The following is a 23001-nucleotide window of genomic DNA, read 5'->3' on the forward strand; positions in this document are numbered from 1 at the left end:
CCCGCCGGGCGCCCCCGGGTTCCCGGCCCCCGCCCGGCTCACGCGCGCGGGGTGGCGGTGGCGCGCAGCGAGCAGCTGGTGGTGTCGGCGTCGGCCCACGGCCCGGCCACGTCGAGGACGGCGATCCCGCACGTGCGCAGCTGCAGCACCTCGCCCGTCAGGGCCTCCACGAGGTCGCTCAGCCCCGGGTTGTGGCCCACGAGCACGACGGTGCCGTCCGGCCCCGACAGGCCGCCCGGGGCCCCGGGAGCGGCCGCCGGACCGTCGCCGGGGTCGGCGTCCAGGCCCCGCACGACGCGCAGCAGGTCGCCCAGCGTGGCCTCGTAGAGCCGCTCCTCGTCCACGACGGGCGGTTCGGCGTCCCAGGCGTCCAGGACGCGCGCGGTGGTCTCCTCGGTGCGGCGCGCCGGGGAGGTGACGACCAGGGAGGGCAGGCCGACGTGCTCGGCCAGCCACCGGCCGGCCGCCTCGGCGTCGGCGCGGCCGCGCTCGGCCAGGGGGCGGGCGATGTCCTGGAGCCCCGGGGGGGTGTCGGCCTTGGCGTGGCGGAGCACGACGAGCGTGGGCACGGGCCCACAGCCTGCCGGACGCCCGCGCGGGCGCGGCGCCCGGGGGTGCGGCTCAGCAGCAGGGCGGGACGACGGGGCCGACGGGCGCGGACGGCGCGGAGGGAGCACCGGGGGCGGTGCGCACGGCGCGCGCCTGGGCGGCGCGCGCGGCGAGGTCGACGTCGGCCGGGTAGACGACCTCCTCGAGGACGAGGCCGTGCGGGGCGACGACGGCCACGCCGGGGTCGCGGCGGCCGGCGGCGAGGACGCGGGCGGGCCAGTCGACCTCACGGCGCCCCTCCCCCACCGCCAGGACGGCGCCGACGAGGGCGCGGACCATGGAGTGGCAGAAGGCGTCGGCCTGCACGTCGGCCTCGAGCAGCCCGTCGTGGCGGCGCGTCCAGGCGTAGCGCAGCAGGGTCCGCACGGTGGTGGCGCCCTCGCGGGGCCGGCAGTACGCGGCGAAGTCGTGCAGACCCGTCAGGCGGGCCGCCGCCGCGTCCATGGCGACCGCGTCGAGCGGGCGCCGGTGCGCCAGCACGTGCGAGCGCAGCAGCGGCGGGGCGCCGGCGGGCGCGTCGCTGACGCGGTAGGCGTAGCGGCGGCGCAGGGCGCCGAAGCGGGCGTCGAAGCCCTCCGGCGCCTCGCGGGCGCCGTGCACGCGCACGTCGGGCGGCAGCACGCCGGCCAGGCGGCGCACGAGCGCCGCGCCGGGCGGGGCGTCGGAGCGGCCGGGCGCGGCCAGCCAGGCGGCGCGCGGCACGTCGACGTGGCACACCTGGCCGGCGGCGTGCACGCCCGCGTCGGTGCGCCCGGCCACGACCAGGCGCGGCGGCTCGTCCAGCCGCAGGACGCGCTGCAGACCGTGGGCGAGCACGCCCTGGACGGTGCGCAGACCGGGCTGCTCGGCCCAGCCGGAGAACGCGCCGCCGTCGTAGCCCAGGTCCAGGCGCAGCCGCACGGGGGCTGCGGCGGGAGCGCCGGCGGGCCCGCTCGCGTCCGCGGGGTCCGGCGCGCCCGCGGGCACGACGGCGACGAGCCCGCCCTCCCCGGTGGGGAGGGCGGGCTCGTCGGGCGGCGGGGAGGCGGTCAGGCCTTCTCCTCGCCGGTGCCCTGGGCGTCCGTGGACGTCTCGGGCGTGGTGCCGGTGGACTCGTCGCTCGGGTCGGCCTCGGCGGCGTCGACCTCGGCGCCGGTGTCAGCGCCGGGCGCACCCTCGGGGAGGGTGTCGGGCTGGTCGACCGAGCCGGGCTCGACGTCGGTGGCCTCGGTGGCCGCCGCGGCGGTGGCGGCGGCCGCCGCGCCCGCGGTCGCGCGCTCGGCCTCGCGGACGGTGGCCTGCTTGGCGCTGACCGGCTCCATGACGAGCTGGATGACCGCCATGGGGGCGTTGTCGCCCTTGCGCGGGCCGATCTTCACGATGCGGGTGTACCCGCCCTGCCGCTCCGACATCGCCGGGGCGATCTCGGTGAACAGGAAGTGCACGACGGACTTGTCGCGGATGGTGCGCATGACCTGCCGGCGCGAGGCGAGGTCGCCCTTCTTGGCGAAGGTGACCAGCTTCTCCGCGAACGGGCGCAGGCGGCGGGCCTTGGCCTCGGTCGTGGTGATGCTGCGGTGCTCGAAGAGCTGCGTCGCCAGGTTGGCGAGGATGAGCTTCTCGTGGGCCGGCCCGCCGCCGAGCCGCGGTCCCTTGGTGGGCGTGGGCATGGTTGTCGATCTCCTCGGGGTCGCCGCCGCCCGCTGGTGCGGGCGGCGGTCAGCGGACGGTCAGAGCTGCTCGTCCTCGGCGAAGGACGTGTCGTCCTCCTCGAAGTCGTTGACGACGGCGCTCGGGTCGAACCCGGGCGGGGAGTCCTTCAGGTGCAGGCCCATGCCGGCGAGCTTGGCCTTCACCTCGTCGATGGACTTCTGCCCGAAGTTGCGGATGTCGAGCAGGTCGGCCTCGCTGCGCGAGACGAGCTCCCCGACGGAGTGGATGCCCTCGCGCTTGAGGCAGTTGTAGGAGCGGACCGTGAGGTCCAGCGCCTCGATCTCCAGCGCCAGGTCGGCGGCCAGGGCCGCGTCGGTCGGCGAGGGGCCCATGTCGATGCCCTCGGCCTCGACGTTGAGCTCGCGGGCCAGGCCGAACAGCTCGGTGAGCGTCTTGCCGGCGGAGGCGACGGCGTCGCGCGGGGTGATGGCGCGCTTGGTCTCGACGTCGACCACGAGGCGGTCGAAGTCGGTGCGCTGCTCCACGCGCGTGGCCTCGACCTTGTACGTCACCTTCAGCACGGGCGAGTAGATGGAGTCGACCGGGATCCGGCCGATCTCCTGCTCGCCGCTCTTGTTCTGCGCCGCGGAGACGTAGCCGCGACCGCGCTCGACGGTCAGCTCCATCTCGAGCTTGCCCTTGCCGTTGAGCGTGGCGATGTGCAGGTCGGGGTTGTGCACCTCGACACCGGCCGGGGGCGCGATGTCGGCGGCGGTCACGGCGCCGGGGCCCTGCTTGCGCAGGTACATGACGACCGGCTCGTCGTGCTCGGAGGAGACGACGAGGTTCTTGATGTTGAGGACGAGCTCGGTGACGTCCTCCTTGACCCCGGGGACGCTGGTGAACTCGTGCAGCACGCCGTCGATGCGGAGGCTGGTCACGGCCGCGCCCGGGATGGAGGACAGCAGGGTCCGGCGCAGCGAGTTGCCCAGGGTGTAGCCGAAACCCGGCTCCAGGGGCTCGATGACGAAGCGCGAGCGGTACTCGTCGACGACGTCCTCGGTGAGGGTGGGGCGCTGAGCGATCAGCACGGAGTCTTCCTTCCCGCGGGCGTCCGCCATATGACGCCCCGCACGCCCGTCAGCATCGGTCCACCGACGGGGTCTGGCTCGATCGAGGGTGAGGTTCGACCGGGACGGACCGCAGCGCCCGCCGCCCGAGGGGCGGGGGCGCTGGGTCCGGGGAGGTCAGACGCGCCGGCGCTTGGGGGGCCGGCAGCCGTTGTGCGGGCTGGGGGTGACGTCCTGGATCGCGCCGACCTCCAGGCCGGTGGCCTGCAGCGAGCGGATCGCGGTCTCGCGGCCCGAGCCCGGGCCCTTGACGAAGACGTCGACCTTGCGCATCCCGTGCTCCTGCGCACGGCGCGCGGCGGCCTCGGCGGCCATCTGCGCGGCGAACGGCGTCGACTTGCGCGAGCCCTTGAAGCCGACCTGGCCGGCGGAGGCCCACGCGATCACGGCACCGGTCGGGTCCGTGATCGAGACGATGGTGTTGTTGAAGGTGCTCTTGATGTGCGCGTGGCCGTGGGAGACGTTCTTCTTCTCCTTGCGGCGCGGCTTGCGCGTCGCCGTGGCCTGACGGCTCTTGGGAGGCATGGTGTCCGGACTCCAGTGGACGAGGGGGCGGGTGTACGAGGGCGGGGCGTGACCCCGGCAGCGGCGCCCGGTGCGGGCGGCGCGTCAGCGCTTACTTGCGGCCGGCCTTCTTCTTGCCGGCGACCGTGCGCTTCGGGCCCTTGCGGGTGCGGGCGTTGGTCTTCGTGCGCTGACCGCGCACGGGCAGACCGCGGCGGTGCCGCAGGCCCTCGTAGGAACCGATCTCGACCTTGCGGCGGATGTCCGCGGCCACCTCGCGCCGCAGGTCGCCCTCGACGCGGTAGTTGGCCTCGATGTGGTCGCGCAGCGCGACCAGCTCGTCGTCGGACAGGTCGCGCACGCGGCGGTCCGGGCTGACGCCGGTGGCGGTCAGGGTCTCCAGGGCGCGGGTGCGTCCGACGCCGAAGATGTAGGTGAGCGCGATCTCCAGCCGCTTCTCGCGGGGGAGGTCGACGCCGACGAGACGTGCCATGCGGGTTCGTGTCCCTCGTTCGTCGGAGGTCTGCCGCACCACCTGCCCCGGCCTCGTCAGACGGGTCCCCGGCCTCCGACCGGGGGTGTCACCGCACCGGTCCGGGGACGTGCCCCGGGGCGGTGCGGCGGGTGGTGCGATGGTCCGGCCGCCGCGGTGCGGCGGCCGGGTGGTGCTGCGTCAGCCCTGGCGCTGCTTGTGGCGCAGGTTGTCGCAGATGATCATGACCCGGCCGTGGCGGCGGATCACCTTGCACTTGTCGCAGATCTTCTTGACGCTCGGCTTGACCTTCATCGTGTCTCCGGTCGTGCGGGCCGCGAACAGCCCGCGGGCGCGGGAGGTCGCCGGCCGGCGGCCAGTGGGCTCACTTGTAGCGGTAGACGATGCGCCCGCGGGACAGGTCGTACGGGCTGAGCTCGACGACGACCCGGTCCTCGGGGAGGATCCGGATGTAGTGCTGGCGCATCTTCCCGGAGATGTGCGCCAGGACCTTGTGGCCGTTGCTCAGCTCGACGCGGAACATCGCGTTGGGCAGGGCTTCGACCACGGTGCCCTCGATCTCGATGACGCCGTCCTTCTTCGGCATAGCCTCCGCTTCCATGTGTGGGGTTCGTGCCCGCCTCCACCGACGTGCGGGTGCACGACGGAGGCACGGCGGACCGACGGTCAAGCTTACGCGACGGCGCGCCGGATCCGAAATCGGCCCCGCCGCCCCCCGAGGTCGGGTGTGTCGCAGCGCTTCCCGGGACCGCCCGGGGTGGCCGTGCCGCCCGCGGCGCCGCCGGGGCGCCGGCGGGGCGCTACTCCTGGGGGACGGTGACGCCGAGGGGCGCGAGCTCCTCGGCGCCGCCGTCGGGGGCGGTGAGCACCCACAGGGCGTCGTCGAGCACGGCGACGGTGTGCTCCCAGTGCGCCGCGCGCGAGCCGTCGGCCGTCACCACGGTCCACTCGTCGGCCAGCACCTCGGTGTCGACCCCGCCGCGGGTGCACATGGGCTCCACGGCCAGGCACATGCCGGTGCGGACCTTCGGTCCCCGGTCGCGCGTGCGGTAGTTCAGGACGTCCGGGGGCATGTGCATGGCGGTGCCGATGCCGTGGCCGGTGTAGCCGTCGACGATGCCGAAGCGGCCGTCCACGGCGTCCTCGACGGCGTCGCCCACGTCGCCGACGCGACCGCGGCGGGCCAGCGCCGCGATGCCGCGCCACAGCGCCTGCCGGGTGACCTCCACGAGCTCGGCGTCGGCGGCCTCGCGCGGCTCGCCGACGATCTGCGTGAAGGCGGAGTCGCCGTGCCAGCCGTCCACGACGCACCCGCCGTCGATCGAGACGACGTCGCCCTCCTCGAGGACCTGGTCACCGGGGATGCCGTGCACCACCACGTGGTTGACCGAGATGCACAGCGTGGCCGGGTAGCCGTGGTACCCGAGGAAGTTGGGCGTCCCTCCCCCGGAGCGGATGACGTCCTCGGCGAGCGCGTCGAGCTCGCGGGTCGTGACGCCCGGGCGCAGCGCGCTGCGGGCCGTGTTGAGGGCCGCGTACGTCAGCAGCCCGGCCTTGCGCATCGCGAGCACCTGCTCGGGCGTCTTCAGCTCGATCTTCTCCCGGCCCAGCACGAGCGCCCCTCAGGCCTCGTCGGTGCGGCCGAGCGCGTCGAGCAGGCGGGCGGTCACGGCGGGGACCTCCCCCAGGCCGTCGACGCTGCGCAGCAGGCCGCGCTCGGCGTAGACCTGCACCAGCGGGGCGGTCTGCTCCTTGTAGACCTCCTGGCGGGTGCGCACGACGTCCTCGGTGTCGTCGCTGCGGCCCTCCAGCTGCGCGCGCCGGGTCAGCCGGCGCACGAGCTCGTCGGTGTCCGCGGTGATCTCCAGGACGGCGTCCAGCTTGCCGCCGCGCTCGGTGAGCATGTCGTCCAGCTCGCGGACCTGGTCGGTGGTGCGCGGGTAGCCGTCGAGGATGAAGCCGTCCTGCGCGTCGGCCTCGGCCAGGCGGTCGCGGACCATCGCGTTGGTGACGCTGTCGGGCACGTAGCGGCCCGCGTCCATGTACTCCTTCGCGGTGCGGCCCAGCTCGGTGCCCTGCGCGACGTTGGCGCGGAAGATGTCGCCCGTGGAGATGGCGGGGATGCCCAGGCGGGTCGACAGGAGCTTGGCCTGGGTGCCCTTGCCGGCACCGGGGGGACCGAGGAGCACGAGACGCGTCATCGCAGGAACCCTTCGTAGTTGCGCTGCTGGAGCTGGGACTCGATCTGCTTCACGGTCTCCAGACCGACGCCGACGATGATGAGGATCGACGTGCCCCCGAAGGGGAAGTTCTGGTTCGCGTTGAACGCGACGAACGCGATCAGCGGCAGCAACGAGATCAGGCCAAGGTACAGCGACCCCGGCAGCGTGATGCGCGTGAGGATGTAGTCCAGGTACTCCGCGGTGGGCCGGCCCGCCCGCACGCCGGGGATGAAGCCCCCGTACTTGCGCATGTTCTCCGCGACCTCGTCCGGGTTGAACGTGATCGCCACGTAGAAGAACGCGAAGAAGATGATCAGCAGGAAGTAGACGGCCATGTAGACCGGGTGGTCGCCCCGGGTGAAGTGCTCGTTGATCCACAGCACCCAGCCGGCGTTCTGGTCGGCGGCGAACTGCGAGACCAGGGCCGGCAGGTACAGCAGCGACGAGGCGAAGATGATCGGGATGACGCCGGCCATGTTGACCTTCAGCGGGATGTAGGTGCTGCTGCCGCCGTACACGCGACGGCCGACCATCCGCTTGGCGTACTGCACCGGCACGCGGCGCTGGGACTGCTCGACGGCCACGACCGCCGCCACCACGACCAGCCCGATGGCGAGGATGCCGGCGAAGGTGATCCAGCCCTGCTCGCGCCCGATGGCCCACAGCGAGGTGGGGAAGGTGGCCGCGATCTGCGTGAAGATCAGCAGGGACATGCCGTTGCCGACGCCGCGCTCGGTGATGTTCTCGCCGAGCCACATGATCAGGCCGGTGCCGGCGGTCATGGTCAGGACCATGAGCGCGATGGTCGGCAGGCTCTGGTCGGGCACCACCTGCGCGCAGTCCACCTGGAAGAGCCGGACCGGGTCGCGGGCGATGGACACGTACGTCGTCGACTGCAGGACCGCGAGGGCGATGGTGAGGTAGCGGGTGTACTGCGTGAGCTTGGAGGTGCCCGCCTGCCCCTCCTTCTTCAGCTCCTCGAAGCGCGGGATCACGACCGTCAGCAGCTGCACGATGATGCTCGCCGTGATGTACGGCATGATCCCGAGCGCGAAGACGGACAGCTGCAGGAGCGCGCCGCCGGAGAAGAGGTTGACGAGGCCGAGCAGGCTGTTGCCCGTCTCGGCCTGCGCGATGCACTGCTGCACGGCGGCGTAGTCGACGCCGGGCGTCGGCACGAAGGAGCCGAGGCGGACGAGCACGATGATGCCGAGCGTGAACAGCAGCTTGCGGCGCAGGTCCGGCGTGCGGAACGCGCGGCCCAGAGCGGTGAGCACTTCAACCTCCTGCACCGCCCTCCTCGCGGCGGGCGCGGGAGACGGGGTGGGGACTGTCGGACGGGGCGAACGGGTGGTGCCGGTGGTGCGGGTGGTGCCGTCGAGGGACGTCACCGCCCCTCGGGGGAACCCTACAGTCCCCCACAACGACCACGCGGCGGTAGCAGACGATCACTCGTCGCTACCGCCGCGTGGCGGAGGGCCCGGGGGCCGGTGGTGCGCCGGCTCAGACCGTGGTGGCCGAGCCGCCGGCGGCGGCGATCTTCTCGGCCGCCGAGCCGGAGAACTTGTGCGCGCTGACCTGCAGCGCCACGGACACCTCGCCGGTGCCGAGGACCTTGACCAGGTGGCCCTTGCGGACCGCGCCCTTGGCCACGAGGTCGTCGACCGTCACCGCGCCGCCCTCGGGGAAGAGCGTCGCGAGCTCCCCCACGTTGACGACCTGGTACTCGACCCGGAAGGGGTTCTTGAAGCCGCGGAGCTTGGGCAGCCGCATGTGCAGCGGCATCTGCCCGCCCTCGAAGGCCTCGGGCACCTGGTAGCGGGCCTTGGTGCCCTTGGTGCCGCGACCCGCGGTCTTGCCCTTGCTGGCCTCACCGCGGCCGACGCGCGTCTTGGCCGTCTTCGCGCCCGGGGCGGGGCGCAGGTGGTGCACCTTGAGGACGTGCTCGCCCGTGTCGTTCGCCATGTCAGTCAACCTCCTCGACCGTCACGAGGTGCTCGACGGTCTTGGCCATCCCGCGGAACTCGGGCTTGTCGTCCTTGACGACGCTCTGCCCGATGCCGCGCAGCCCGAGGCTGCGCAGCGTCTCCCGCTGGTTCTGCTTGCCGCCGATGGCGGACTTGACCTGCGTCACCTTGAAGCGTCCCATCAGGCGCTCACCCCCGCGGCGCGGGCGCGCAGCAGCGCGGCCGGGGCGACGTCCTCGACGGGCAGACCGCGGCGGGCCGCGACCTGCTCGGGACGCTCGAGACCGCGCAGGGCCTCGATCGTCGCCTGCACGATGTTGATCGCGTTGTCCGACCCGAGCGACTTGCTCAGGACGTCGTGGACGCCCGCGCACTCCAGCACGGCGCGCACCGGGCCGCCGGCGATGACACCGGTACCCGGGGAGGCCGGGCGCAGCATGACCACGCCGGCCGCCTTCTCGCCCTGGATGGGGTGCGGGATGGTGCCCTGGATGCGGGGCACGCGGAAGAAGTTCTTCTTGGCCTCCTCGACGCCCTTGGCGATCGCCGCGGGCACCTCCTTGGCCTTGCCGTAGCCGACACCGACGGTGCCGTCGCCGTCGCCCACGACCACGAGGGCCGTGAAGCTGAAGCGGCGGCCGCCCTTGACGACCTTGGCCACGCGGTTGATGGTCACCACGCGCTCGACGAAGTTGCCGCGGTCGCCCGCGTCACCCCGTCCGCGCTGGTCGCGGCCGCCGTCGCGGCGGTCCCGACGGTTGTCGTTGCGGTCACCGCCGGCGCCGGCCGCACCGGCGCCGGCGCCTCGGCGCTGGGGTCCAGGCATCAGACGTTCCTCATCTCGATCGTCGTCGTCATGACGGGGCGGGTCGTCACAGGGACAGCCCCGCCTCGCGGGCGCCGTCGGCGATGGCCGCCACGCGCCCCGCGTAGCGGTTGCCGCCGCGGTCGAAGACCACGGCCTCGATGCCGGCCGCCTTGGCGCGCTCGCCGACGAGGACGCCGACGGCCTTGGCCTTGGCCGACTTGTCGTCGCCGCTGGCGCGCAGGTCCGCCTCCATGGTCGAGGCCGACACCAGCGTGTGACCGGCGGCGTCGTCGATGACCTGCACGAAGACGTGCCGCGTGGAGCGGGTGACCACCAGGCGCGGTCGCACGGCGGTGCCGACGACCTTCTTGCGCACGCGGACGTGGCGGCGCTTGCGAGCGGCCGCGGTGCCCTTCTGGGTGCGCTGCACGGAGAGAGCCATCACTTACCAGCCTTTCCGACCTTGCGGCGGATCTGCTCGCCGGCGTAGCGCACGCCCTTGCCCTTGTACGGGTCGGGCTTGCGCAGCTTGCGGATGTTGGCGGCGACCTCGCCCACCTGCTGCTTGTCGATGCCCGCCACCGAGAAGCGGGTGGGGTTCTCGACCGCGAAGGTGATGCCGTCCGGGGCCTTGACGACCACCGGGTGGCTGAAGCCGAGCGCGAACTCGAGGTCCGAGCCGCGGGCCGTGACGCGGTAGCCCGTGCCCACGATCTCCAGGCGCTTCACGTAGCCGTTCGTGACGCCCTCGACCATGTTGGCCAGGAGCGTGCGGGTCAGGCCGTGCAGCGCGCGGGACGTGCGCTCGTCGTCCGGGCGCGAGACCCGCAGGGCGCCCTCGTCCGTGCGCTCCACCGCGATGGGCGCCGGGACCGTGTGCGACAGGGTCCCCTTGGGGCCCTTGACCGTGACGGCGGGGCCGTCCACGGTCACGTCCACGCCCGAAGGCACCTGGACGGGGAGTCGACCGATGCGCGACATGAGTCCTCCTCCCTCACCAGACGTAGGCGAGGACTTCCCCGCCCACGCCCTTCTTGTTGGCCTGCCGGTCGGTCAGCAGCCCGCTGGACGTGGACAGGATCGCCACGCCGAGGCCACCGAGGACGCGGGGCAGGTTCGTCGACTTCGCGTAGACCCGCAGACCGGGCTTGCTCACGCGGCGCAGGCCGGCGATCGCACGCTCGCGGTTGGGGCCGAACTTGAGGTTCAGCGTCAGCTTCTTGCCGACCTCGGCGTCCTCGACGGTCCACGAGGCGATGTAGCCCTCGGCCTGGAGGATCTCGGCGATGTGCGACTTCAGCTTGCTGTACGGCATGGAGACGGTGTCGTGGTACGCCGAGTTGGCGTTGCGCAGACGCGTCAGCATGTCCGCGATGGGATCGGTCATCGTCATCGGGCTCGTCCGCCCTTCCTCGCCGGGGTTTCCGCACCGCGGGGCGCGGTGCGGACCTTCGGCGTCGTCGTGATGTTGGAGGTCACCAGCTGCTCTTGGTCACACCGGGCAGCTCGCCGCGGTGCGCCATCTCCCGCAGGCAGATGCGGCAGATGCCGAACTTGCGGAACACCGCGTGCGGGCGCCCGCAGCGCTGGCAGCGGGTGTAGGCGCGGACAGCGAACTTCGGCTTGCGCGCGGCCTTGGTAACGAGAGCGGTCTTCGCCACGGTCAGTTCTCCTTGAACGGGAAGCCCAGCGCGCGGAGCAGCGCGCGGCCCTCGTCGTCGGTCTTGGCAGTCGTCACGACCGTGATGTCCATGCCGCGGACGCGGTCGATCTTGTCCTGGTCGATCTCGTGGAACATCGACTGCTCCGTGAGACCGAAGGTGTAGTTGCCGTTCCCGTCGAACTGCTTCGGCGACAGACCGCGGAAGTCCCTGATCCGGGGCAGCGCGAGCGACACCAGGCGGTCCAGGAACTCCCACATCCGGTCGCCGCGCAGCGTGGTGTGCGCGCCGATCGGCATGCCCTCGCGCAGCTTGAACTGGGCGATGGACTTGCGGGCCCGGGTCACCTGCGGCTTCTGACCGGTGATCACGGTCAGGTCGCGCACGGCGCCGTCGATGAGCTTGGAGTCGCGGGCGGCCTCGCCGACACCCATGTTCACCACGACCTTGACCAGGCCGGGGACGAGCATGACGTTGGCGTAGCCGAACTGCTCGTGCAGCTGGCCCTTGATCTCGTCGCGGTAGCGCTGCTTCAGGCGGGGAAGGGCGCGGGTCTGGGTCTCAACAGTCATCAGATGTCCTTGCCGGAGCGCTTGGCGACGCGGATGCGCTTGGTCTTCGTGCGCCCGTCGCGCTCCACCTGCTCGGTGCGGATGCCCACGCGGGTCGGCTTGCCCGTCTCCGGGTCCACCAGCTGCACGTTGCTGATGTGGATCGGGGCCTCGCGGACCTCGATGCCGCCGGCCACGCCGGGGCGGGCCTTGGTGTGCCGCTTCATCTGGTTGACGCCCTCGACCAGCACGCGCTGCGTGTCGGCGAAGACCTCCAGGACCTTGCCCTGCTTGCCGAGGTCGGACGTCTTGGTGCCGTCGTCGTTGCGGCGACCGCGCACGCGGGTGATGACCTGGACCAGGTCACCCTTCTTGATGCGGATCTTCCCCATGGTCAGAGCACCTCCGGAGCCAGCGAGATGATCCTCATGAACTTCTTCTCGCGCAGCTCGCGACCGACGGGCCCGAAGATGCGGGTCCCGCGCGGGTCGCCGCCGTCGGCGCGGAGGATCACGGCGGCGTTCTCGTCGAAGCGGATGTAGGAACCGTCGGCGCGGCGACGCTCCTTCTTGGTGCGGACGATCACGGCCTTGACCACGTCGCCCTTCTTCACGTTGCCACCGGGGATCGCGTCCTTGACCGTGGCCACGATCACGTCACCGATGCCCGCGTAGCGGCGGCCGGAACCGCCGAGCACGCGGATGCACAGGATCTCCTTGGCACCCGTGTTGTCGGCGACCTTGAGCCGCGACTCCTGCTGGATCACTCTCTACTCCTTCGTCGCGCCGGTTCTCGGCGCCCCGCGAGGGGCGCCGAGCCTGGCCGAACGGACATGGGGTACGGGGGGCGGTGCGCGCCGGGCGCTCCGCCCGAGGTCACTTGGCGCGCTCGAGGACCTCGACGACGCGCCAGCGCTTGGTGGCGGACAGCGGCCGGGTCTCGGCGATGAGGACGAGGTCGCCCACACCGGCCGAGGAGGCCTCGTCGTGCGCCTTCACCTTGGTGGTGCGGCGGATGACCTTGCCGTAGAGCGCGTGCTTGACGCGGTCCTCGACCTCGACCACCACGGTCTTCTGCATCTTGTCGCTGACGACGTAGCCGCGGCGGGTCTTGCGGTAGCCGCGCTCCGTCGCCGGCGTCGCGCTCGTGGCGCTCTGCTCGCTCACTTGGCGACCTCCTCGCTGGTCGGCGCGTCGCTGATGCCGAGCTCGCGCTCGCGCATCGTCGTGTAGATGCGGGAGATGTCCCGCTTGACCGCCTTCAGCCGGCTGTTGTTCTCCAGCTGACCGGTCGCGGACTGGAAGCGGAGGTTGAACAGCTCCTCCTTGGCCTTCCGCAGCTCCTCGACCAGCTTGGCGTCGTCGAACCCGCGCAGCTCGTCGGCGCTCAGGCCCTTCGTCCCGACGGCCATCACTCACCACCCTCGCGGCGCACGATCTTGCACTTGACGGGCAGCTTGTGGATGGCGCGGGTCAGCGCCTCCGAGGCCACCTTCTCGTTGGGGAACGACAGCTCGAACATCACGCGCCCGGGCTTGACGTTCGCGATCCACCACTCGGGCGAACCCTTGCCGGACCCCATGCGGGTCTCGGCCGGCTTCTTCGTCAGCGGGCGGTCCGGGTAGATGTTGATCCAGACCTTGCCGCCACGACGGATGTGCCGGGTGATGGCGATACGAGCCGACTCGATCTGCCGGTTCGTGATGTACCCGCCCTCGACGGCCATGATCCCGTACTCACCGAAGGTGACCCGGGTGCCGCCGGTGGCCGCGCCGCGGCGCGTGGGGTGGTGCTGCTTGCGGTGCTTGACTCGGCGTGGGATCAGCACGGGTCAGGCCTCCGTTCCGTTGGTGCCCTTGCCGGTGGCGGGCTGCTGGGCGGCCTCGCCGGTCGGCGCGCCGGCACCGGCCGCGGCCTCGGCCACGGGAGCACCGGCGGTCTCCTGCGTCGGACGGCGACGCCCGCCGCGCTCACCGCGCTCGCCGCGCTCCCCGCGACGGGGGGCGCGCGGAGCGGCGGCCTGCGACTGGGCCAGCTCGCGGCTGGTCACGTCACCGTGGTAGATCCACACCTTCACGCCGATGCGGCCGAACGTGGTGCGGGCCTCGTAGAAGCCGTAGTCGATGTTCGCGCGCAGCGTGTGCAGCGGCACACGACCCTCGCGGTAGAACTCCGACCGGCTCATCTCCGCGCCGCCCAGGCGGCCGGCGCAGTTGACGCGGATGCCCTTGGCGCCCGAGCGCAGCGAGGTCTGCATGCCCTTGCGCATGGCGCGCCGGAAGGACACGCGGCTCGCGAGCTGCTCGGCGATGCCCTGGGCCACCAGCTGCGCGTCGACCTCGGGGTTCTTGACCTCGAGGATGTTCAGCTGCACCTGCTTGCCCGTGAGCTTCTCCAGCTCGCCGCGCAGGCGGTCGGCCTCCGCACCACGACGGCCGATGACGATGCCCGGCCGGGCGGTGTGGATGTCGACGCGCACGCGGTCGCGGGTGCGCTCGATCTCCACCTTCGAGATGCCGGCGCGCTCCATGCCCTTGGACAGGAGGCGGCGGATCGCGACGTCCTCCTTGACGTAGTCGGCGTAGCGCTGACCCGTCTTGGTGGAGTCCGCGAACCAGCGGCTCTTGTGGTCGGTCGTGATGCCCAGTCGGAACCCGTGCGGGTTGACCTTCTGTCCCACTATCGGGTCCTCCTCGTCTTCTTGGCGCCGGGAACCTTCGGCGCGACGACCACGGTGATGTGGCTCGTGCGCTTCAGGATGCGTCCCGCGCGGCCCTGGGCGCGGGGACGGAACCGCTTCATCGTCGGGCCCTCGTCGACGTGGATCGCCTGGACGACGAGCGTGTCCGGGTCGAACGCCTCCGAGTGCTTGTCGGCGAGGAACCGCGCGTTGGCGATCGCGCTCTCGACGAGCTTGCGCACCGGCTCGGCCGCCGACTGCGGGGCGAACGTGAGCACGGCGACGGCTTCGGTGGCCTGCTTGCCACGGACCATGTCGACGACTCGGCGCGCCTTCTGGGGCGTGACGCGGAGGTACCGCGTCTGCGCCTTGGCTTCCATCCCTGTCCTGCCTTCTGGTCTCAGTCTCGGTGACTGCTGTTCGTGTCGCGGACCCGGAGGGTCAGCGGCGACGGCCCTTGCGGTCGTCCTTCTCGTGGCCGCGGAAAGTCCGCGTGGGCGCGAACTCGCCGAGCTTGTGCCCGACCATCGACTCCGTCACGAAGACGGGGACGTGCTTGCGACCGTCGTGCACCGCGAACGTGTGGCCCAGGAAGTCCGGCGTGATGAGCGAACGGCGGGACCAGGTCCGGATGACGTTGTGCGTGCCCGCTTCGTTCTGGGCGTCCACCTTCTTCTGGAGGTGGTCGTCGACGAAGGGGCCCTTCTTCAAGCTGCGAGGCATGGGTGGCCGGTCTCCTGTCAGCGCTTCTTGCCGGTGCGGCGGCGACGGACGATGAGCTTGTCGCTCTCCTTGCCCGGGCGGCGCGTGCGACCCTCGGGCTGGCCCCACGGGCTGACCGGGTGGCGGCCGCCGGAGGTCTTGCCCTCACCACCACCGTGCGGGTGGTCGATCGGGTTCATGGCGACACCGCGGACGGTGGGACGACGGCCCTTCCAGCGCATGCGGCCGGCCTTGCCCCAGTTGATGTTCGACTGCTCCGCGTTGCCGACCTCGCCGATGCTCGCGCGGCAGCGGACGTCGACGTTGCGGATCTCGCCCGACGGCATGCGCAGCTGGGCGAAGCGGCCCTCGCGCGCCACGAGCTGGACGCTCGCGCCGGCGGAGCGGGCGATCTTCGCGCCGCCGCCGGGGCGGAGCTCGATCGCGTGGATCACGGTGCCGACGGGGATGTTGCGCAGCGGCAGGTTGTTGCCCGGCTTGATGTCGGCCGTGGGGCCGTTCTCGATCCGGTCGCCCTGCTTCAGGCGGGTCGGCGCGATGATGTAGCGCTTCTCGCCGTCGGCGTAGTGCAGCAGCGCGATGCGCGCCGTGCGGTTGGGGTCGTACTCGATGTGCGCGACCTTGGCGGGCACGCCGTCCTTGTCGTCACGACGGAAGTCGATGACGCGGTAGGCGCGCTTGTGCCCCCCGCCGATGTGGCGGGTGGTGATGCGGCCGGAGGCGTTGCGGCCACCGGTCTTGGTCAGCGGGCGGACGAGCGACTTCTCCGGCTCGCTCCGCGTGATCTCGACGAAGTCGGCGACGGACGAGCCGCGGCGGCCCGGCGTCGTCGGCTTGTACTTGCGGATTCCCATGGCGTCGTTCCTCGGGTTCGAAGGTGTCTACGGCAGTCGTGCGAGCCCTGGGGCTCAGGCGACCGAGCCGCCGAAGATGTCGATCGTGCCCTCGCGCAACGTCACGATGGCCCGCTTGGTGTCCTTGCGGCGGCCGGTGCCGAACCGCGTGCGGCGGGCCTTGCCCTGCCGGTTCGCGGTGTTGACCGACGCCACCTTCACGCCGAAGACCTTCTCCACGGCGATCTTGATCTCGGTCTTGTTCGCGCCCGGGTCCACGACGAACGTGTACTTGCCCTCGTCGATGAGCCCGTAGCTCTTCTCGGAGACGACGGGCGCGATGAGGATGTCGCGCGGGTCCTTGCGGGTTCCGCCGATGGCGCTCACAGGGTGCTCCCTTCGGACTCAGCGGCCACCGCGGTGGCGCTGCGGCCCGTGGGCGGGCCGGCGACGAACGCGTCCAGCGCGTCGCGGGTGAACACGACGTCGTCGGACTTCAGGACGTCGTAGGTGTTGAGCTGGTCCGCCGGCAGGACGTGCACCCCGGCGATGTTGCGCAGGCTCTTCACCGAGACCTCGTCGGCGCGGGTGAGCACCACGAGGACGTTCTTGCGGCCCGAGAGCGCCTGCAGCAGCTTCACGGCGGTCTTCGTCGAGGGGGCGTCCCCGCCGACGAGGCCCTCGACCACGTGCAGGCGGTCGTGGCGCACCCGGTCGGAGAGCGCACCGCGCAGGGCGGCCGCCTTCATCTTCTTGGGCGTCCGCTGCGAGTAGTCGCGCGGCTGCGGGCCGTGGACCGTGCCACCGCCGGTGAACTGCGGGGCGCGCAGCGAGCCCTGGCGGGCGCGGCCGGTGCCCTTCTGCTTGTAGGGCTTCTTGCCACCGCCGCGGACCTCGCCGCGGGTCTTGGTGGCGTGCGTGCCCTGGCGGGCCGCGGCCAGCTGCGCGGTCACGACCTGGTGGATCAGCGGGATGTTGACCTGGCGGCCGAAGTCCTTCGCCGGCAGCTCGACGGTCCCGTTGGTGCCACCGTCGGCCGTGCGCAGCGGGACGGTGATCGCCTGGGCGGCTTCCGTCGTCGCAGTCATCTCAGGCCTCCTTCACGCGCGCCTTGGCGGCGCTCTTGACGAGGACCACGGCACCGCGGGGGCCGGGGACGGCGCCCGTGATGAGCAGCAGGCCCTTCTCCGCGTCCACCGCGTGGACCGTCAGGTTCTGGGTCGTCTGGCGCACGGCGCCCATGCGCCCGGCCATCCGCATGCCCTTGAAGACGCGGCCCGGGGTGGCGCAGCCGCCGATCGAACCGGGCTTGCGGTGGTTGCGGTGCGCACCGTGGGAGGCGCCGACACCGGCGAAGCCGTGGCGCTTCATGACACCGGCGGTGCCCTTGCCCTTGGTGGTGCCCACGACGTCGACCACGACGCCGGAGTCGAACACCTCGGCGGTGACCTCCTGGCCGAGCGAGTACTCGGCGGCGTCGGTGGTGCGCAGCTCCACCAGGTGGCGGCGCGGCGCCACGCCGGCCTTCGCAAAGTGGCCAGCCGCGGGCTTGTTGGCCTTGCGGGCGGCGATCGCCGTGGTGGCGATCTGGACGGCCTCGTAGCCGTCGGCGTCCGTGGTGCGGACCTGGGTCACGACGTTGGGCTCGACCTTGACGACCGTCACGGGCACGAGGCGGTTCGCCTCGTCCCACAGCTGCGTCATGCCGAGCTTGGTGCCGAGCACCCCTCGCACTTGCCTGTCGCTCATCGTCGTTGAGTCCCTCAGAGCTTGATCTCGATGTCGACGCCCGCCGGCAGGTCGAGGCGCATGAGCGAGTCGACCGTCTTCGGCGTCGGGTCGATGATGTCGATGAGGCGCTTGTGGGTGCGCATCTCGAAGTGCTCGCGGCTGTCCTTGTACTTGTGCGGCGAGCGGATGACGCAGTAGACGTTCTTCTCGGTCGGCAGCGGCACGGGCCCGGCCACCGAAGCGCCCGTCCGGGTCACCGTGTCGACGATCTTGCGCGCCGAGCTGTCGATGACCTCGTGGTCGTAGGCCTTGAGCCTGATGCGGATCTTCTGTCCCGCCATGGCGTCGTCTGACTCTCTCTCTTCGTCCCGCTACTGACTCGCGCGCGGCGCGGGGCCCTGCGGCCCCGACCCCCGAGGTCGGGCGTGTCGCGCTCTCGCACGTTCTGCACCCTCACCCGGCTGCCCGGTGTGGTCCTCGCCGTGGCGTGCCACGACTGTCGTCCTGTTCAGGTAGACCGTCCGCCGCCCGCCCCGGGCGGTCAGCGCCGGTGTCGTTCGACGTTCGCGGTCGCCGGCTACCAGGCGGGACGGACCCGCGGCGGCACAGCAACCCCGACAGTCTGCCAGACAGCACGGCCACCGGTCCAATCGGGCTCCGGCGGCACCGGCGGCCGGGCCGCTCCCCCGCCGCGCGCGGGGTGGCCTCGCACGACGGCGGGGCGGGTCCCGGTCAGGACCCGCCCCGCAGCGCCGAGCGGTCCGGCGGGGAAGCTGGACGCTCCCCCGCCGGCGCGGCTCACTTGATGATCTTCGTGACCCGACCGGCGCCGACGGTGCGGCCACCCTCGCGGATCGCGAACTTCAGGCCCTCTTCCATCGCGATGGGCTGGATGAGGTCGACCTTCATCTCGGTGTTGTCACCGGGCATGACCATCTCGGTGCCCTCGGGCAGCGAGACGACGCCCGTGACGTCGGTCGTCCGGAAGTAGAACTGCGGACGGTAGTTGTTGTAGAACGGCGTGTGACGGCCACCCTCGTCCTTGGACAGGATGTACGCCTGGCCCTCGAACTCGGTGTGCGGCGTGATCGAGCCGGGCTTGGTCACGACCTGACCCCGCTCGACGTCGTCGCGCTTGAGACCGCGCAGCAGCAGGGCGGCGTTGTCGCCGGCCTGGCCGGTGTCCAGCATCTTGTTGAACATCTCGATGCTGGTCACGGTGGTCTTGGTGGACGCCGGACGGATGCCGACGACCTCGACCTCCTGGTTGACGTTGAGGACACCGCGCTCGATGCGGCCGGTCACGACGGTGCCGCGGCCGGTGATCGTGAAGACGTCCTCGATCGGCATCAGGAAGGGCTGGTCGATCGCGCGCTGGGGCTCGGGGATCGCGGTGTCGACCGCGTCCATGAGCTCCATGAGCTTGTCGCCCCACTCGGCGTCGCCCTCGAGGGCCTTGAGCGCGGACACGCGCACGACCGGCACGTCGTCGCCCGGGAACTCGTAGGACGAGAGGAGCTCGCGCACCTCCATCTCGACGAGCTCGAGGAGCTCCTCGTCCTCCACCATGTCGGCCTTGTTCAGGGCGACGACGATGTAGGGGACGCCGACCTGGCGGGCCAGGATGACGTGCTCCTTGGTCTGCGGCATCGGGCCGTCGGTGGCGGCGACCACCAGGATGGCGCCGTCCATCTGCGCCGCACCGGTGATCATGTTCTTGATGTAGTCCGCGTGACCGGGGCAGTCGACGTGCGCGTAGTGGCGCGCCTCGGTCTGGTACTCGACGTGCGCGATCGAGATCGTGATGCCGCGCTGACGCTCCTCGGGAGCCTTGTCGATCTGGTCGAACGCCGAGGCCTTGTTCAGCTCCGGGAACTTGTCGTGCAGCACGCGGGTGATCGCCGCCGTCAGCGTCGTCTTCCCGTGGTCGATGTGACCGATCGTGCCGATGTTGACGTGCGGCTTAGTCCGCTCGAACTTCGCCTTCGCCACTGGGGGTCCTCCTCGGGACTGTCGCTTCTGCCCCGACCCGGTGGGTCGGGTGGGTGGGTGTCCGGCCCACCAGTGTGGTGACCCGGGGTTCGTCTGTCCCGGGGGCGCGTGGCCCCCGGGACGGCCGCAGCGGGCTTACTCCCCGCGCACCTTCTTGACGATCTCGTCCGCCACGTTGCGCGGGACCTCCGCGTAGTTGGCGAACTGCATCGTGTAGACGGCGCGACCCTGGGTCTTGGACCGGAGGTCGCCGACGTAGCCGAACATCTCCGACAGCGGGACGCTGGCCTTGACGACCTTGGCGCCGCTGACGTCCTCCATGGACTCGATCTGGCCGCGCCGGGAGTTCAGGTCGCCGATCACGTCGCCCATGTAGTCGGCGGGCGTGCGCACCTCGACGGCCATGACCGGCTCGAGCAGGACCGGGTCCGCGCGCTTGACGGCCTCCTTGAGGACCATCGAGCCGGCGATCTTGAAGGCCATCTCGGAGGAGTCGACGTCGTGCGCCGCACCGTCGAGCAGGGTCGCCTTCACGCCGACCAGCGGGTAGCCGGCCACGACGCCCAGCTGCATGGCGTCCTGGATGCCCGCGTCCACCGACGGGATGTACTCGCGCGGGACGCGCCCACCGGTGACCTTGTTCTCGAACTCGTAGAACTGGCCGTCGGAGGTGTCCAGCGGCGCGATGGTCACCTGGACCTTCGCGTACTGGCCCGAGCCACCCGTCTGCTTCTTGTGGGTGTAGTCCATCTTCTCGACCGCGCGGCGGATGGTCTCGCGGTAGGCGACCTGCGGCTTGCCGACGTTCGCCTCGACCTTGAACTCGCGCTTCATGCGGTCCACGAGGATGTCGAGGTGGAGCTCGCCCATCCCCTTGATGATCGTCTGGCCCGTCTCCTGGTCCAGCTCGACCTGGAAGGTCGGGTCCTCCTCGGCCAGGCGCTGGATCGCGGTGCCCAGCTTCTCCTGGTCGCCCTTGGTCTTCGGCTCGATCGCCACGGAGATGACGGGCTCGGGGAACGTCATCGACTCCAGGACCACCTGGTCCTGCGGGTCCGACAGCGTGTCGCCGGTCGTCGTCTCCTTGAGGCCGATCATCGCGTAGATGTGGCCCGCGCGGGCCTCCTCGACCGGGTTCTCCTTGTTGGAGTGCATCTGGAAGAGCTTCCCGATGCGCTCCTTCTTGCCCTTGGTCGAGTTGACGACCTGCGAGCCGGCGGCGATGCGCCCGGAGTACACGCGGACGTAGGTCAGCTTCCCGAAGAACGGGTGCGCGGCGACCTTGAAGGCCAGGCCGGAGAACGGCTCGTCGGCGTCGGAGTGGCGGACGATCTCCACCGACTCGTCGCCGACCTTGTGGCCGACCATGGGCTTCACGTCCAGCGGCGAGGGGAGGTAGTCCAGGACCGCGTCGAGCATGGGCTGCACGCCCTTGTTCTTGAACGCGGAGCCGCAGAAGACCGGGTAGACCTCGCTGTTGATCGTCAGCTGGCGGACGCCGGCCTTGATCTCCTCGGGGGTCAGGTCCTCGCCGCCCAGGTACTTCTCCAGCAGCGCCTCGTCGGTCTCGGCGACGCGCTCGACGAGCTTCTGGCGGTACTCCTCGGCCTGCTCCTGCAGCTCGGCCGGGATCGGGCCCTTCTCGTAGGCCTCGCCCTTGGCGGCGTCCGCGCTCCACGTCAGGGCGCGCATGTAGACGAGGTCAACGACGCCCTGGAAGTCGTTCTCCGAGCCGATCGGGATCTGCATGACCAGCGGCTCGGCGCCGAGGCGGTCGACGATGGTGCGGACGGTGAAGAAGAAGTCCGCGCCGAGCTTGTCCATCTTGTTGACGAAGCAGATGCGGGGGACGTCGTACTTGTCCGCCTGCCGCCACACCGTCTCGGACTGGGGCTCGACGCCCTCCTTGCCGTCGAAGACGGCGACCGCGCCGTCGAGGACGCGCAGCGACCGCTCGACCTCGACCGTGAAGTCGACGTGGCCGGGCGTGTCGATGATGTTGATCTGGGTGCCCTCCCAGAAGCAGGTGGTGGCGGCGGAGGTGATGGTGATCCCCCGCTCCTGCTCCTGCTCCATCCAGTCCATCGTCGCCGCGCCGTCGTGGACCTCACCGATCTTGTAGTTGATCCCCGTGTAGAAGAGGATCCGCTCGGTGGTCGTGGTCTTGCCGGCGTCGATGTGGGCCATGATGCCGATGTTGCGGACCTTGGTCAGGTCCGTCAGCACGTCCTGTGCCACGGTTTACTGCCTCTTCCCTGGGATCGAGGGGGTTCGTCGGCGAGGTGCCGCTGGGATCACCAGCGGTAGTGCGCGAAGGCCCGGTTCGACTCGGCCATCTTGTGGGTGTCCTCGCGGCGCTTGACCGCGGCACCGAGGCCGTTCGAGGCGTCGAGGATCTCGTTGAGCAGGCGCTCGGTCATCGTCTTCTCGCGGCGCTGCCGGGCGTAGCCGACGAGCCAGCGCAGCGCGAGCGTCGTCGAGCGGCTCGGGCGCACCTCGATCGGCACCTGGTAGGTCGAGCCGCCGACGCGGCGCGAGCGGACCTCGAGCGCGGGCTTCACGTTGTCCAGCGCGCGCTTGAGGATCACGACGGGGTCGTTGCCGGTCTTCGTGCGGGCGCCCTCGAGCGCGCCGTACACGATGTTCTCGGCGACGGACTTCTTGCCGTCGAGGAGGATCTTGTTGACGAGCTGCGTCACGAGCGGCGACTGGTAGACGGGGTCGACGACCAGGGGACGCTTGGGGGCGGGACCCTTGCGCGGCATCAGCTCTTCTCCTTCTTCGCGCCGTAGCGGCTGCGGGCCTGCTTGCGGTTCTTCACGCCCTGCGTGTCGAGCGAACCGCGGACGATCTTGTAGCGGACACCCGGCAGGTCCTTCACGCGACCGCCGCGCACCAGGACCATCGAGTGCTCCTGGAGGTTGTGGCCGACGCCCGGGATGTAGGCGGTGACCTCGATGCCGCTGGTGAGCTTCACGCGCGCCACCTTGCGCAGCGCGGAGTTGGGCTTCTTGGGCGTAGTGGTGTAGACGCGGGTGCACACGCCGCGTCGCTGCGGGCTGCCCTTGAGCGCGGGCGTCTTGGTCTTGACGACCTTGTCCTCCCGGCCCTTGCGGACCAGCTGCTGGATGGTGGGCACCCTGTCTCCGTGTTCGTTCTCGATCTGGCGTGTCGGCTCGGTGGTTCACCGGGTGGTCCCCGGCCGCGCCGCCCGTCCTGGGCCGGCGCTCGACACCCCGCCGACCCACGAGGTCGGGCGTGTCGTTCGTCTGAGGACCCGGGAAGGCGACGTCCTGTCACCTGGTCGCGGGCACTCTCGTGTCAAGCGCACACGAGCCTACCCGCCGCGTTTCTGGCGGTCAAAACGGCTCCGGGCCGCCCGGCCGCGCGGCGGCGGGGGGGGGGGGGGGGGGGGGGGGGGGGGGGGGGGCCGGCGGGGGCCGCGGCGGCCCGCGGGGCCGGGCGG

General features: G+C 71.4%; 36 protein-coding genes. All 36 read right to left on the reverse strand.

What is annotated here, in order from left to right; all coding sequences use genetic code 11:
* Positions 1 to 38 precede the first annotated feature (38 nt).
* Positions 39 to 569, reverse strand: coding sequence for a SixA phosphatase family protein (locus ACRYMY_RS14905; protein WP_432548035.1), 531 nt, complete (start codon positions 567 to 569; stop codon positions 39 to 41).
* A 52-nt stretch (positions 570 to 621) separates the two neighbouring features.
* Complete coding sequence (locus ACRYMY_RS14910; protein WP_432548051.1) at positions 622 to 1491, reverse strand: tRNA pseudouridine synthase A; 870 nt, start codon at positions 1489 to 1491, stop codon at positions 622 to 624.
* A gap of 146 nt (positions 1492 to 1637) precedes the next feature.
* The gene (gene rplQ, locus ACRYMY_RS14915) at positions 1638 to 2258 is read right to left on the reverse strand and encodes a 50S ribosomal protein L17 (protein WP_432548036.1); all 621 of its coding nucleotides are present in this window, start codon (positions 2256 to 2258) and stop codon (positions 1638 to 1640) included.
* A gap of 60 nt (positions 2259 to 2318) precedes the next feature.
* Positions 2319 to 3332, reverse strand: coding sequence for a DNA-directed RNA polymerase subunit alpha (locus tag ACRYMY_RS14920; RefSeq protein ID WP_432548037.1), 1014 nt, complete (start codon positions 3330 to 3332; stop codon positions 2319 to 2321).
* Positions 3333 to 3488: 156 nt separating this feature from the next.
* The gene (rpsK, locus tag ACRYMY_RS14925; RefSeq protein ID WP_369055781.1) at positions 3489 to 3896 is read right to left on the reverse strand and encodes a 30S ribosomal protein S11; all 408 of its coding nucleotides are present in this window, start codon (positions 3894 to 3896) and stop codon (positions 3489 to 3491) included.
* Between the two features lie 91 nt (positions 3897 to 3987).
* Positions 3988 to 4368, reverse strand: coding sequence for a 30S ribosomal protein S13 (gene rpsM / locus ACRYMY_RS14930; RefSeq protein ID WP_369055782.1), 381 nt, complete (start codon positions 4366 to 4368; stop codon positions 3988 to 3990).
* 180 nt (positions 4369 to 4548) lie between these two features.
* Positions 4549 to 4662 (reverse strand): 50S ribosomal protein L36, encoded by a 114-nt coding sequence (rpmJ, locus tag ACRYMY_RS14935; RefSeq protein ID WP_106209588.1) that lies wholly within the window; start codon positions 4660 to 4662, stop codon positions 4549 to 4551.
* Positions 4663 to 4732: 70 nt separating this feature from the next.
* A complete protein-coding gene (gene infA / locus ACRYMY_RS14940) occupies positions 4733 to 4954 on the reverse strand; it encodes a translation initiation factor IF-1 (RefSeq protein WP_166605559.1) in 222 nt (73 codons plus the stop codon).
* Positions 4955 to 5168: 214 nt separating this feature from the next.
* A complete protein-coding gene (map, locus tag ACRYMY_RS14945; protein WP_432548038.1) occupies positions 5169 to 5981 on the reverse strand; it encodes a type I methionyl aminopeptidase in 813 nt (270 codons plus the stop codon).
* Positions 5982 to 5990: 9 nt separating this feature from the next.
* Positions 5991 to 6569 carry an adenylate kinase gene (locus ACRYMY_RS14950; RefSeq protein ID WP_432548039.1) on the reverse strand — a complete coding sequence of 193 codons (579 nt, stop codon included), beginning with the start codon at positions 6567 to 6569 and terminating at the stop codon, positions 5991 to 5993.
* The gene (secY, locus tag ACRYMY_RS14955) at positions 6566 to 7867 is read right to left on the reverse strand and encodes a preprotein translocase subunit SecY (RefSeq protein WP_432548052.1); all 1302 of its coding nucleotides are present in this window, start codon (positions 7865 to 7867) and stop codon (positions 6566 to 6568) included. The genes ACRYMY_RS14950 and secY overlap by 4 nt, the downstream gene beginning before the upstream one ends.
* 226 nt (positions 7868 to 8093) lie before the next feature.
* Entirely contained in the window at positions 8094 to 8555 is a 462-nt protein-coding gene (rplO, locus tag ACRYMY_RS14960; RefSeq protein ID WP_432548040.1) for a 50S ribosomal protein L15, read from the reverse strand.
* A gap of 1 nt (position 8556) precedes the next feature.
* The gene (rpmD, locus tag ACRYMY_RS14965; protein WP_432548041.1) at positions 8557 to 8739 is read right to left on the reverse strand and encodes a 50S ribosomal protein L30; all 183 of its coding nucleotides are present in this window, start codon (positions 8737 to 8739) and stop codon (positions 8557 to 8559) included.
* The gene (rpsE, locus tag ACRYMY_RS14970; RefSeq protein WP_369055788.1) at positions 8739 to 9383 is read right to left on the reverse strand and encodes a 30S ribosomal protein S5; all 645 of its coding nucleotides are present in this window, start codon (positions 9381 to 9383) and stop codon (positions 8739 to 8741) included. Before rpsE ends, rpmD begins: the two co-directional genes overlap by 1 nt.
* Before the next feature lie 46 nt (positions 9384 to 9429).
* The gene (gene rplR, locus ACRYMY_RS14975; protein ID WP_369055789.1) at positions 9430 to 9807 is read right to left on the reverse strand and encodes a 50S ribosomal protein L18; all 378 of its coding nucleotides are present in this window, start codon (positions 9805 to 9807) and stop codon (positions 9430 to 9432) included.
* Positions 9807 to 10346: a 50S ribosomal protein L6 gene (gene rplF, locus ACRYMY_RS14980; protein WP_432548042.1), complete on the reverse strand. Its 540-nt coding sequence runs from the start codon at positions 10344 to 10346 to the stop codon at positions 9807 to 9809. Before rplF ends, rplR begins: the two co-directional genes overlap by 1 nt.
* A 13-nt stretch (positions 10347 to 10359) precedes the next feature.
* The gene (rpsH, locus tag ACRYMY_RS14985; protein WP_369055791.1) at positions 10360 to 10758 is read right to left on the reverse strand and encodes a 30S ribosomal protein S8; all 399 of its coding nucleotides are present in this window, start codon (positions 10756 to 10758) and stop codon (positions 10360 to 10362) included.
* An 82-nt stretch (positions 10759 to 10840) separates the two neighbouring features.
* Positions 10841 to 11026, reverse strand: coding sequence for a type Z 30S ribosomal protein S14 (locus ACRYMY_RS14990; protein WP_369055792.1), 186 nt, complete (start codon positions 11024 to 11026; stop codon positions 10841 to 10843).
* Between the two features lie 2 nt (positions 11027 to 11028).
* Positions 11029 to 11598: a 50S ribosomal protein L5 gene (rplE, locus tag ACRYMY_RS14995; protein WP_369055793.1), complete on the reverse strand. Its 570-nt coding sequence runs from the start codon at positions 11596 to 11598 to the stop codon at positions 11029 to 11031.
* Entirely contained in the window at positions 11598 to 11969 is a 372-nt protein-coding gene (gene rplX, locus ACRYMY_RS15000; RefSeq protein WP_369055794.1) for a 50S ribosomal protein L24, read from the reverse strand. Before rplX ends, rplE begins: the two co-directional genes overlap by 1 nt.
* Before the next feature lie 2 nt (positions 11970 to 11971).
* On the reverse strand, positions 11972 to 12343 hold the full coding sequence (gene rplN / locus ACRYMY_RS15005) for a 50S ribosomal protein L14 (protein WP_242126750.1): 372 nt from the start codon (positions 12341 to 12343) through the stop codon (positions 11972 to 11974).
* 109 nt (positions 12344 to 12452) lie between these two features.
* On the reverse strand, positions 12453 to 12743 hold the full coding sequence (gene rpsQ / locus ACRYMY_RS15010) for a 30S ribosomal protein S17 (RefSeq protein ID WP_369055795.1): 291 nt from the start codon (positions 12741 to 12743) through the stop codon (positions 12453 to 12455).
* Positions 12740 to 12988 carry a 50S ribosomal protein L29 gene (gene rpmC / locus ACRYMY_RS15015; protein ID WP_432548043.1) on the reverse strand — a complete coding sequence of 83 codons (249 nt, stop codon included), beginning with the start codon at positions 12986 to 12988 and terminating at the stop codon, positions 12740 to 12742. The genes rpsQ and rpmC overlap by 4 nt, the downstream gene beginning before the upstream one ends.
* Entirely contained in the window at positions 12988 to 13404 is a 417-nt protein-coding gene (gene rplP / locus ACRYMY_RS15020) for a 50S ribosomal protein L16 (protein WP_369055797.1), read from the reverse strand. Before rplP ends, rpmC begins: the two co-directional genes overlap by 1 nt.
* Positions 13405 to 13407: 3 nt before the next feature.
* Positions 13408 to 14256, reverse strand: a complete 849-nt coding sequence (gene rpsC, locus ACRYMY_RS15025) for a 30S ribosomal protein S3 (RefSeq protein WP_432548044.1) — start codon at positions 14254 to 14256, stop codon at positions 13408 to 13410.
* Entirely contained in the window at positions 14256 to 14636 is a 381-nt protein-coding gene (gene rplV, locus ACRYMY_RS15030) for a 50S ribosomal protein L22 (RefSeq protein WP_369055799.1), read from the reverse strand. Before rplV ends, rpsC begins: the two co-directional genes overlap by 1 nt.
* Positions 14637 to 14697: 61 nt before the next feature.
* Positions 14698 to 14979, reverse strand: a complete 282-nt coding sequence (gene rpsS, locus ACRYMY_RS15035) for a 30S ribosomal protein S19 (RefSeq protein ID WP_369055800.1) — start codon at positions 14977 to 14979, stop codon at positions 14698 to 14700.
* A gap of 17 nt (positions 14980 to 14996) precedes the next feature.
* Positions 14997 to 15833, reverse strand: coding sequence for a 50S ribosomal protein L2 (gene rplB, locus ACRYMY_RS15040; RefSeq protein WP_432548045.1), 837 nt, complete (start codon positions 15831 to 15833; stop codon positions 14997 to 14999).
* A gap of 54 nt (positions 15834 to 15887) precedes the next feature.
* A complete protein-coding gene (gene rplW / locus ACRYMY_RS15045) occupies positions 15888 to 16199 on the reverse strand; it encodes a 50S ribosomal protein L23 (protein WP_432548046.1) in 312 nt (103 codons plus the stop codon).
* Entirely contained in the window at positions 16196 to 16900 is a 705-nt protein-coding gene (gene rplD / locus ACRYMY_RS15050) for a 50S ribosomal protein L4 (RefSeq protein WP_432548047.1), read from the reverse strand. Before rplD ends, rplW begins: the two co-directional genes overlap by 4 nt.
* Before the next feature lies 1 nt (position 16901).
* Entirely contained in the window at positions 16902 to 17561 is a 660-nt protein-coding gene (gene rplC, locus ACRYMY_RS15055) for a 50S ribosomal protein L3 (protein ID WP_369055803.1), read from the reverse strand.
* Positions 17562 to 17575: 14 nt separating this feature from the next.
* Positions 17576 to 17884, reverse strand: a complete 309-nt coding sequence (gene rpsJ, locus ACRYMY_RS15060) for a 30S ribosomal protein S10 (protein WP_012084982.1) — start codon at positions 17882 to 17884, stop codon at positions 17576 to 17578.
* Positions 17885 to 18341: 457 nt separating this feature from the next.
* Positions 18342 to 19535, reverse strand: a complete 1194-nt coding sequence (tuf, locus tag ACRYMY_RS15065; RefSeq protein WP_432548048.1) for an elongation factor Tu — start codon at positions 19533 to 19535, stop codon at positions 18342 to 18344.
* Positions 19536 to 19670: 135 nt separating this feature from the next.
* Positions 19671 to 21773, reverse strand: a complete 2103-nt coding sequence (fusA, locus tag ACRYMY_RS15070) for an elongation factor G (protein ID WP_432548049.1) — start codon at positions 21771 to 21773, stop codon at positions 19671 to 19673.
* 56 nt (positions 21774 to 21829) lie between these two features.
* Positions 21830 to 22300: a 30S ribosomal protein S7 gene (gene rpsG, locus ACRYMY_RS15075; protein ID WP_369055806.1), complete on the reverse strand. Its 471-nt coding sequence runs from the start codon at positions 22298 to 22300 to the stop codon at positions 21830 to 21832.
* Complete coding sequence (rpsL, locus tag ACRYMY_RS15080; RefSeq protein ID WP_012084987.1) at positions 22300 to 22674, reverse strand: 30S ribosomal protein S12; 375 nt, start codon at positions 22672 to 22674, stop codon at positions 22300 to 22302. Before rpsL ends, rpsG begins: the two co-directional genes overlap by 1 nt.
* Positions 22675 to 23001: the final 327 nt, after the last annotated feature.

The sequence above is a fragment of the Kineococcus haloalkalitolerans genome (genome assembly GCF_050871905.1).
GTDB lineage: Bacteria > Actinomycetota > Actinomycetes > Actinomycetales > Kineococcaceae > Kineococcus.

Excerpts from the sequence above, each read along its gene's own strand:
- rplQ (WP_432548036.1), bottom strand. The coding sequence starts at position 2,258 with ATGCCCACGCCCACCAAGGGACCGCGGCTCGGCGGCGGGCCGGCCCAC.
- rpsK (WP_369055781.1), bottom strand. The coding sequence starts at position 3,896 with ATGCCTCCCAAGAGCCGTCAGGCCACGGCGACGCGCAAGCCGCGCCGC.
- rpsM (WP_369055782.1), bottom strand. The coding sequence starts at position 4,368 with ATGGCACGTCTCGTCGGCGTCGACCTCCCCCGCGAGAAGCGGCTGGAG.
- rpmJ (WP_106209588.1), bottom strand. The coding sequence starts at position 4,662 with ATGAAGGTCAAGCCGAGCGTCAAGAAGATCTGCGACAAGTGCAAGGTG.
- infA (WP_166605559.1), bottom strand. The coding sequence starts at position 4,954 with ATGCCGAAGAAGGACGGCGTCATCGAGATCGAGGGCACCGTGGTCGAA.
- ACRYMY_RS14950 (WP_432548039.1), bottom strand. The coding sequence starts at position 6,569 with ATGACGCGTCTCGTGCTCCTCGGTCCCCCCGGTGCCGGCAAGGGCACC.
- rplO (WP_432548040.1), bottom strand. The coding sequence starts at position 8,555 with ATGGCGAACGACACGGGCGAGCACGTCCTCAAGGTGCACCACCTGCGC.
- rpmD (WP_432548041.1), bottom strand. The coding sequence starts at position 8,739 with ATGGGACGCTTCAAGGTGACGCAGGTCAAGTCCGCCATCGGCGGCAAG.
- rpsE (WP_369055788.1), bottom strand. The coding sequence starts at position 9,383 with ATGCCTGGACCCCAGCGCCGAGGCGCCGGCGCCGGTGCGGCCGGCGCC.
- rplR (WP_369055789.1), bottom strand. The coding sequence starts at position 9,807 with ATGGCTCTCTCCGTGCAGCGCACCCAGAAGGGCACCGCGGCCGCTCGC.
- rplF (WP_432548042.1), bottom strand. The coding sequence starts at position 10,346 with ATGTCGCGCATCGGTCGACTCCCCGTCCAGGTGCCTTCGGGCGTGGAC.
- rpsH (WP_369055791.1), bottom strand. The coding sequence starts at position 10,758 with ATGACGATGACCGATCCCATCGCGGACATGCTGACGCGTCTGCGCAAC.
- rplE (WP_369055793.1), bottom strand. The coding sequence starts at position 11,598 with ATGACTGTTGAGACCCAGACCCGCGCCCTTCCCCGCCTGAAGCAGCGC.
- rplX (WP_369055794.1), bottom strand. The coding sequence starts at position 11,969 with ATGGGGAAGATCCGCATCAAGAAGGGTGACCTGGTCCAGGTCATCACC.
- rpmC (WP_432548043.1), bottom strand. The coding sequence starts at position 12,988 with ATGGCCGTCGGGACGAAGGGCCTGAGCGCCGACGAGCTGCGCGGGTTC.
- rplV (WP_369055799.1), bottom strand. The coding sequence starts at position 14,636 with ATGGAAGCCAAGGCGCAGACGCGGTACCTCCGCGTCACGCCCCAGAAG.
- rpsS (WP_369055800.1), bottom strand. The coding sequence starts at position 14,979 with ATGCCTCGCAGCTTGAAGAAGGGCCCCTTCGTCGACGACCACCTCCAG.
- rplB (WP_432548045.1), bottom strand. The coding sequence starts at position 15,833 with ATGGGAATCCGCAAGTACAAGCCGACGACGCCGGGCCGCCGCGGCTCG.
- rplD (WP_432548047.1), bottom strand. The coding sequence starts at position 16,900 with ATGACTGCGACGACGGAAGCCGCCCAGGCGATCACCGTCCCGCTGCGC.
- rplC (WP_369055803.1), bottom strand. The coding sequence starts at position 17,561 with ATGAGCGACAGGCAAGTGCGAGGGGTGCTCGGCACCAAGCTCGGCATG.
- rpsJ (WP_012084982.1), bottom strand. The coding sequence starts at position 17,884 with ATGGCGGGACAGAAGATCCGCATCAGGCTCAAGGCCTACGACCACGAG.
- rpsG (WP_369055806.1), bottom strand. The coding sequence starts at position 22,300 with ATGCCGCGCAAGGGTCCCGCCCCCAAGCGTCCCCTGGTCGTCGACCCC.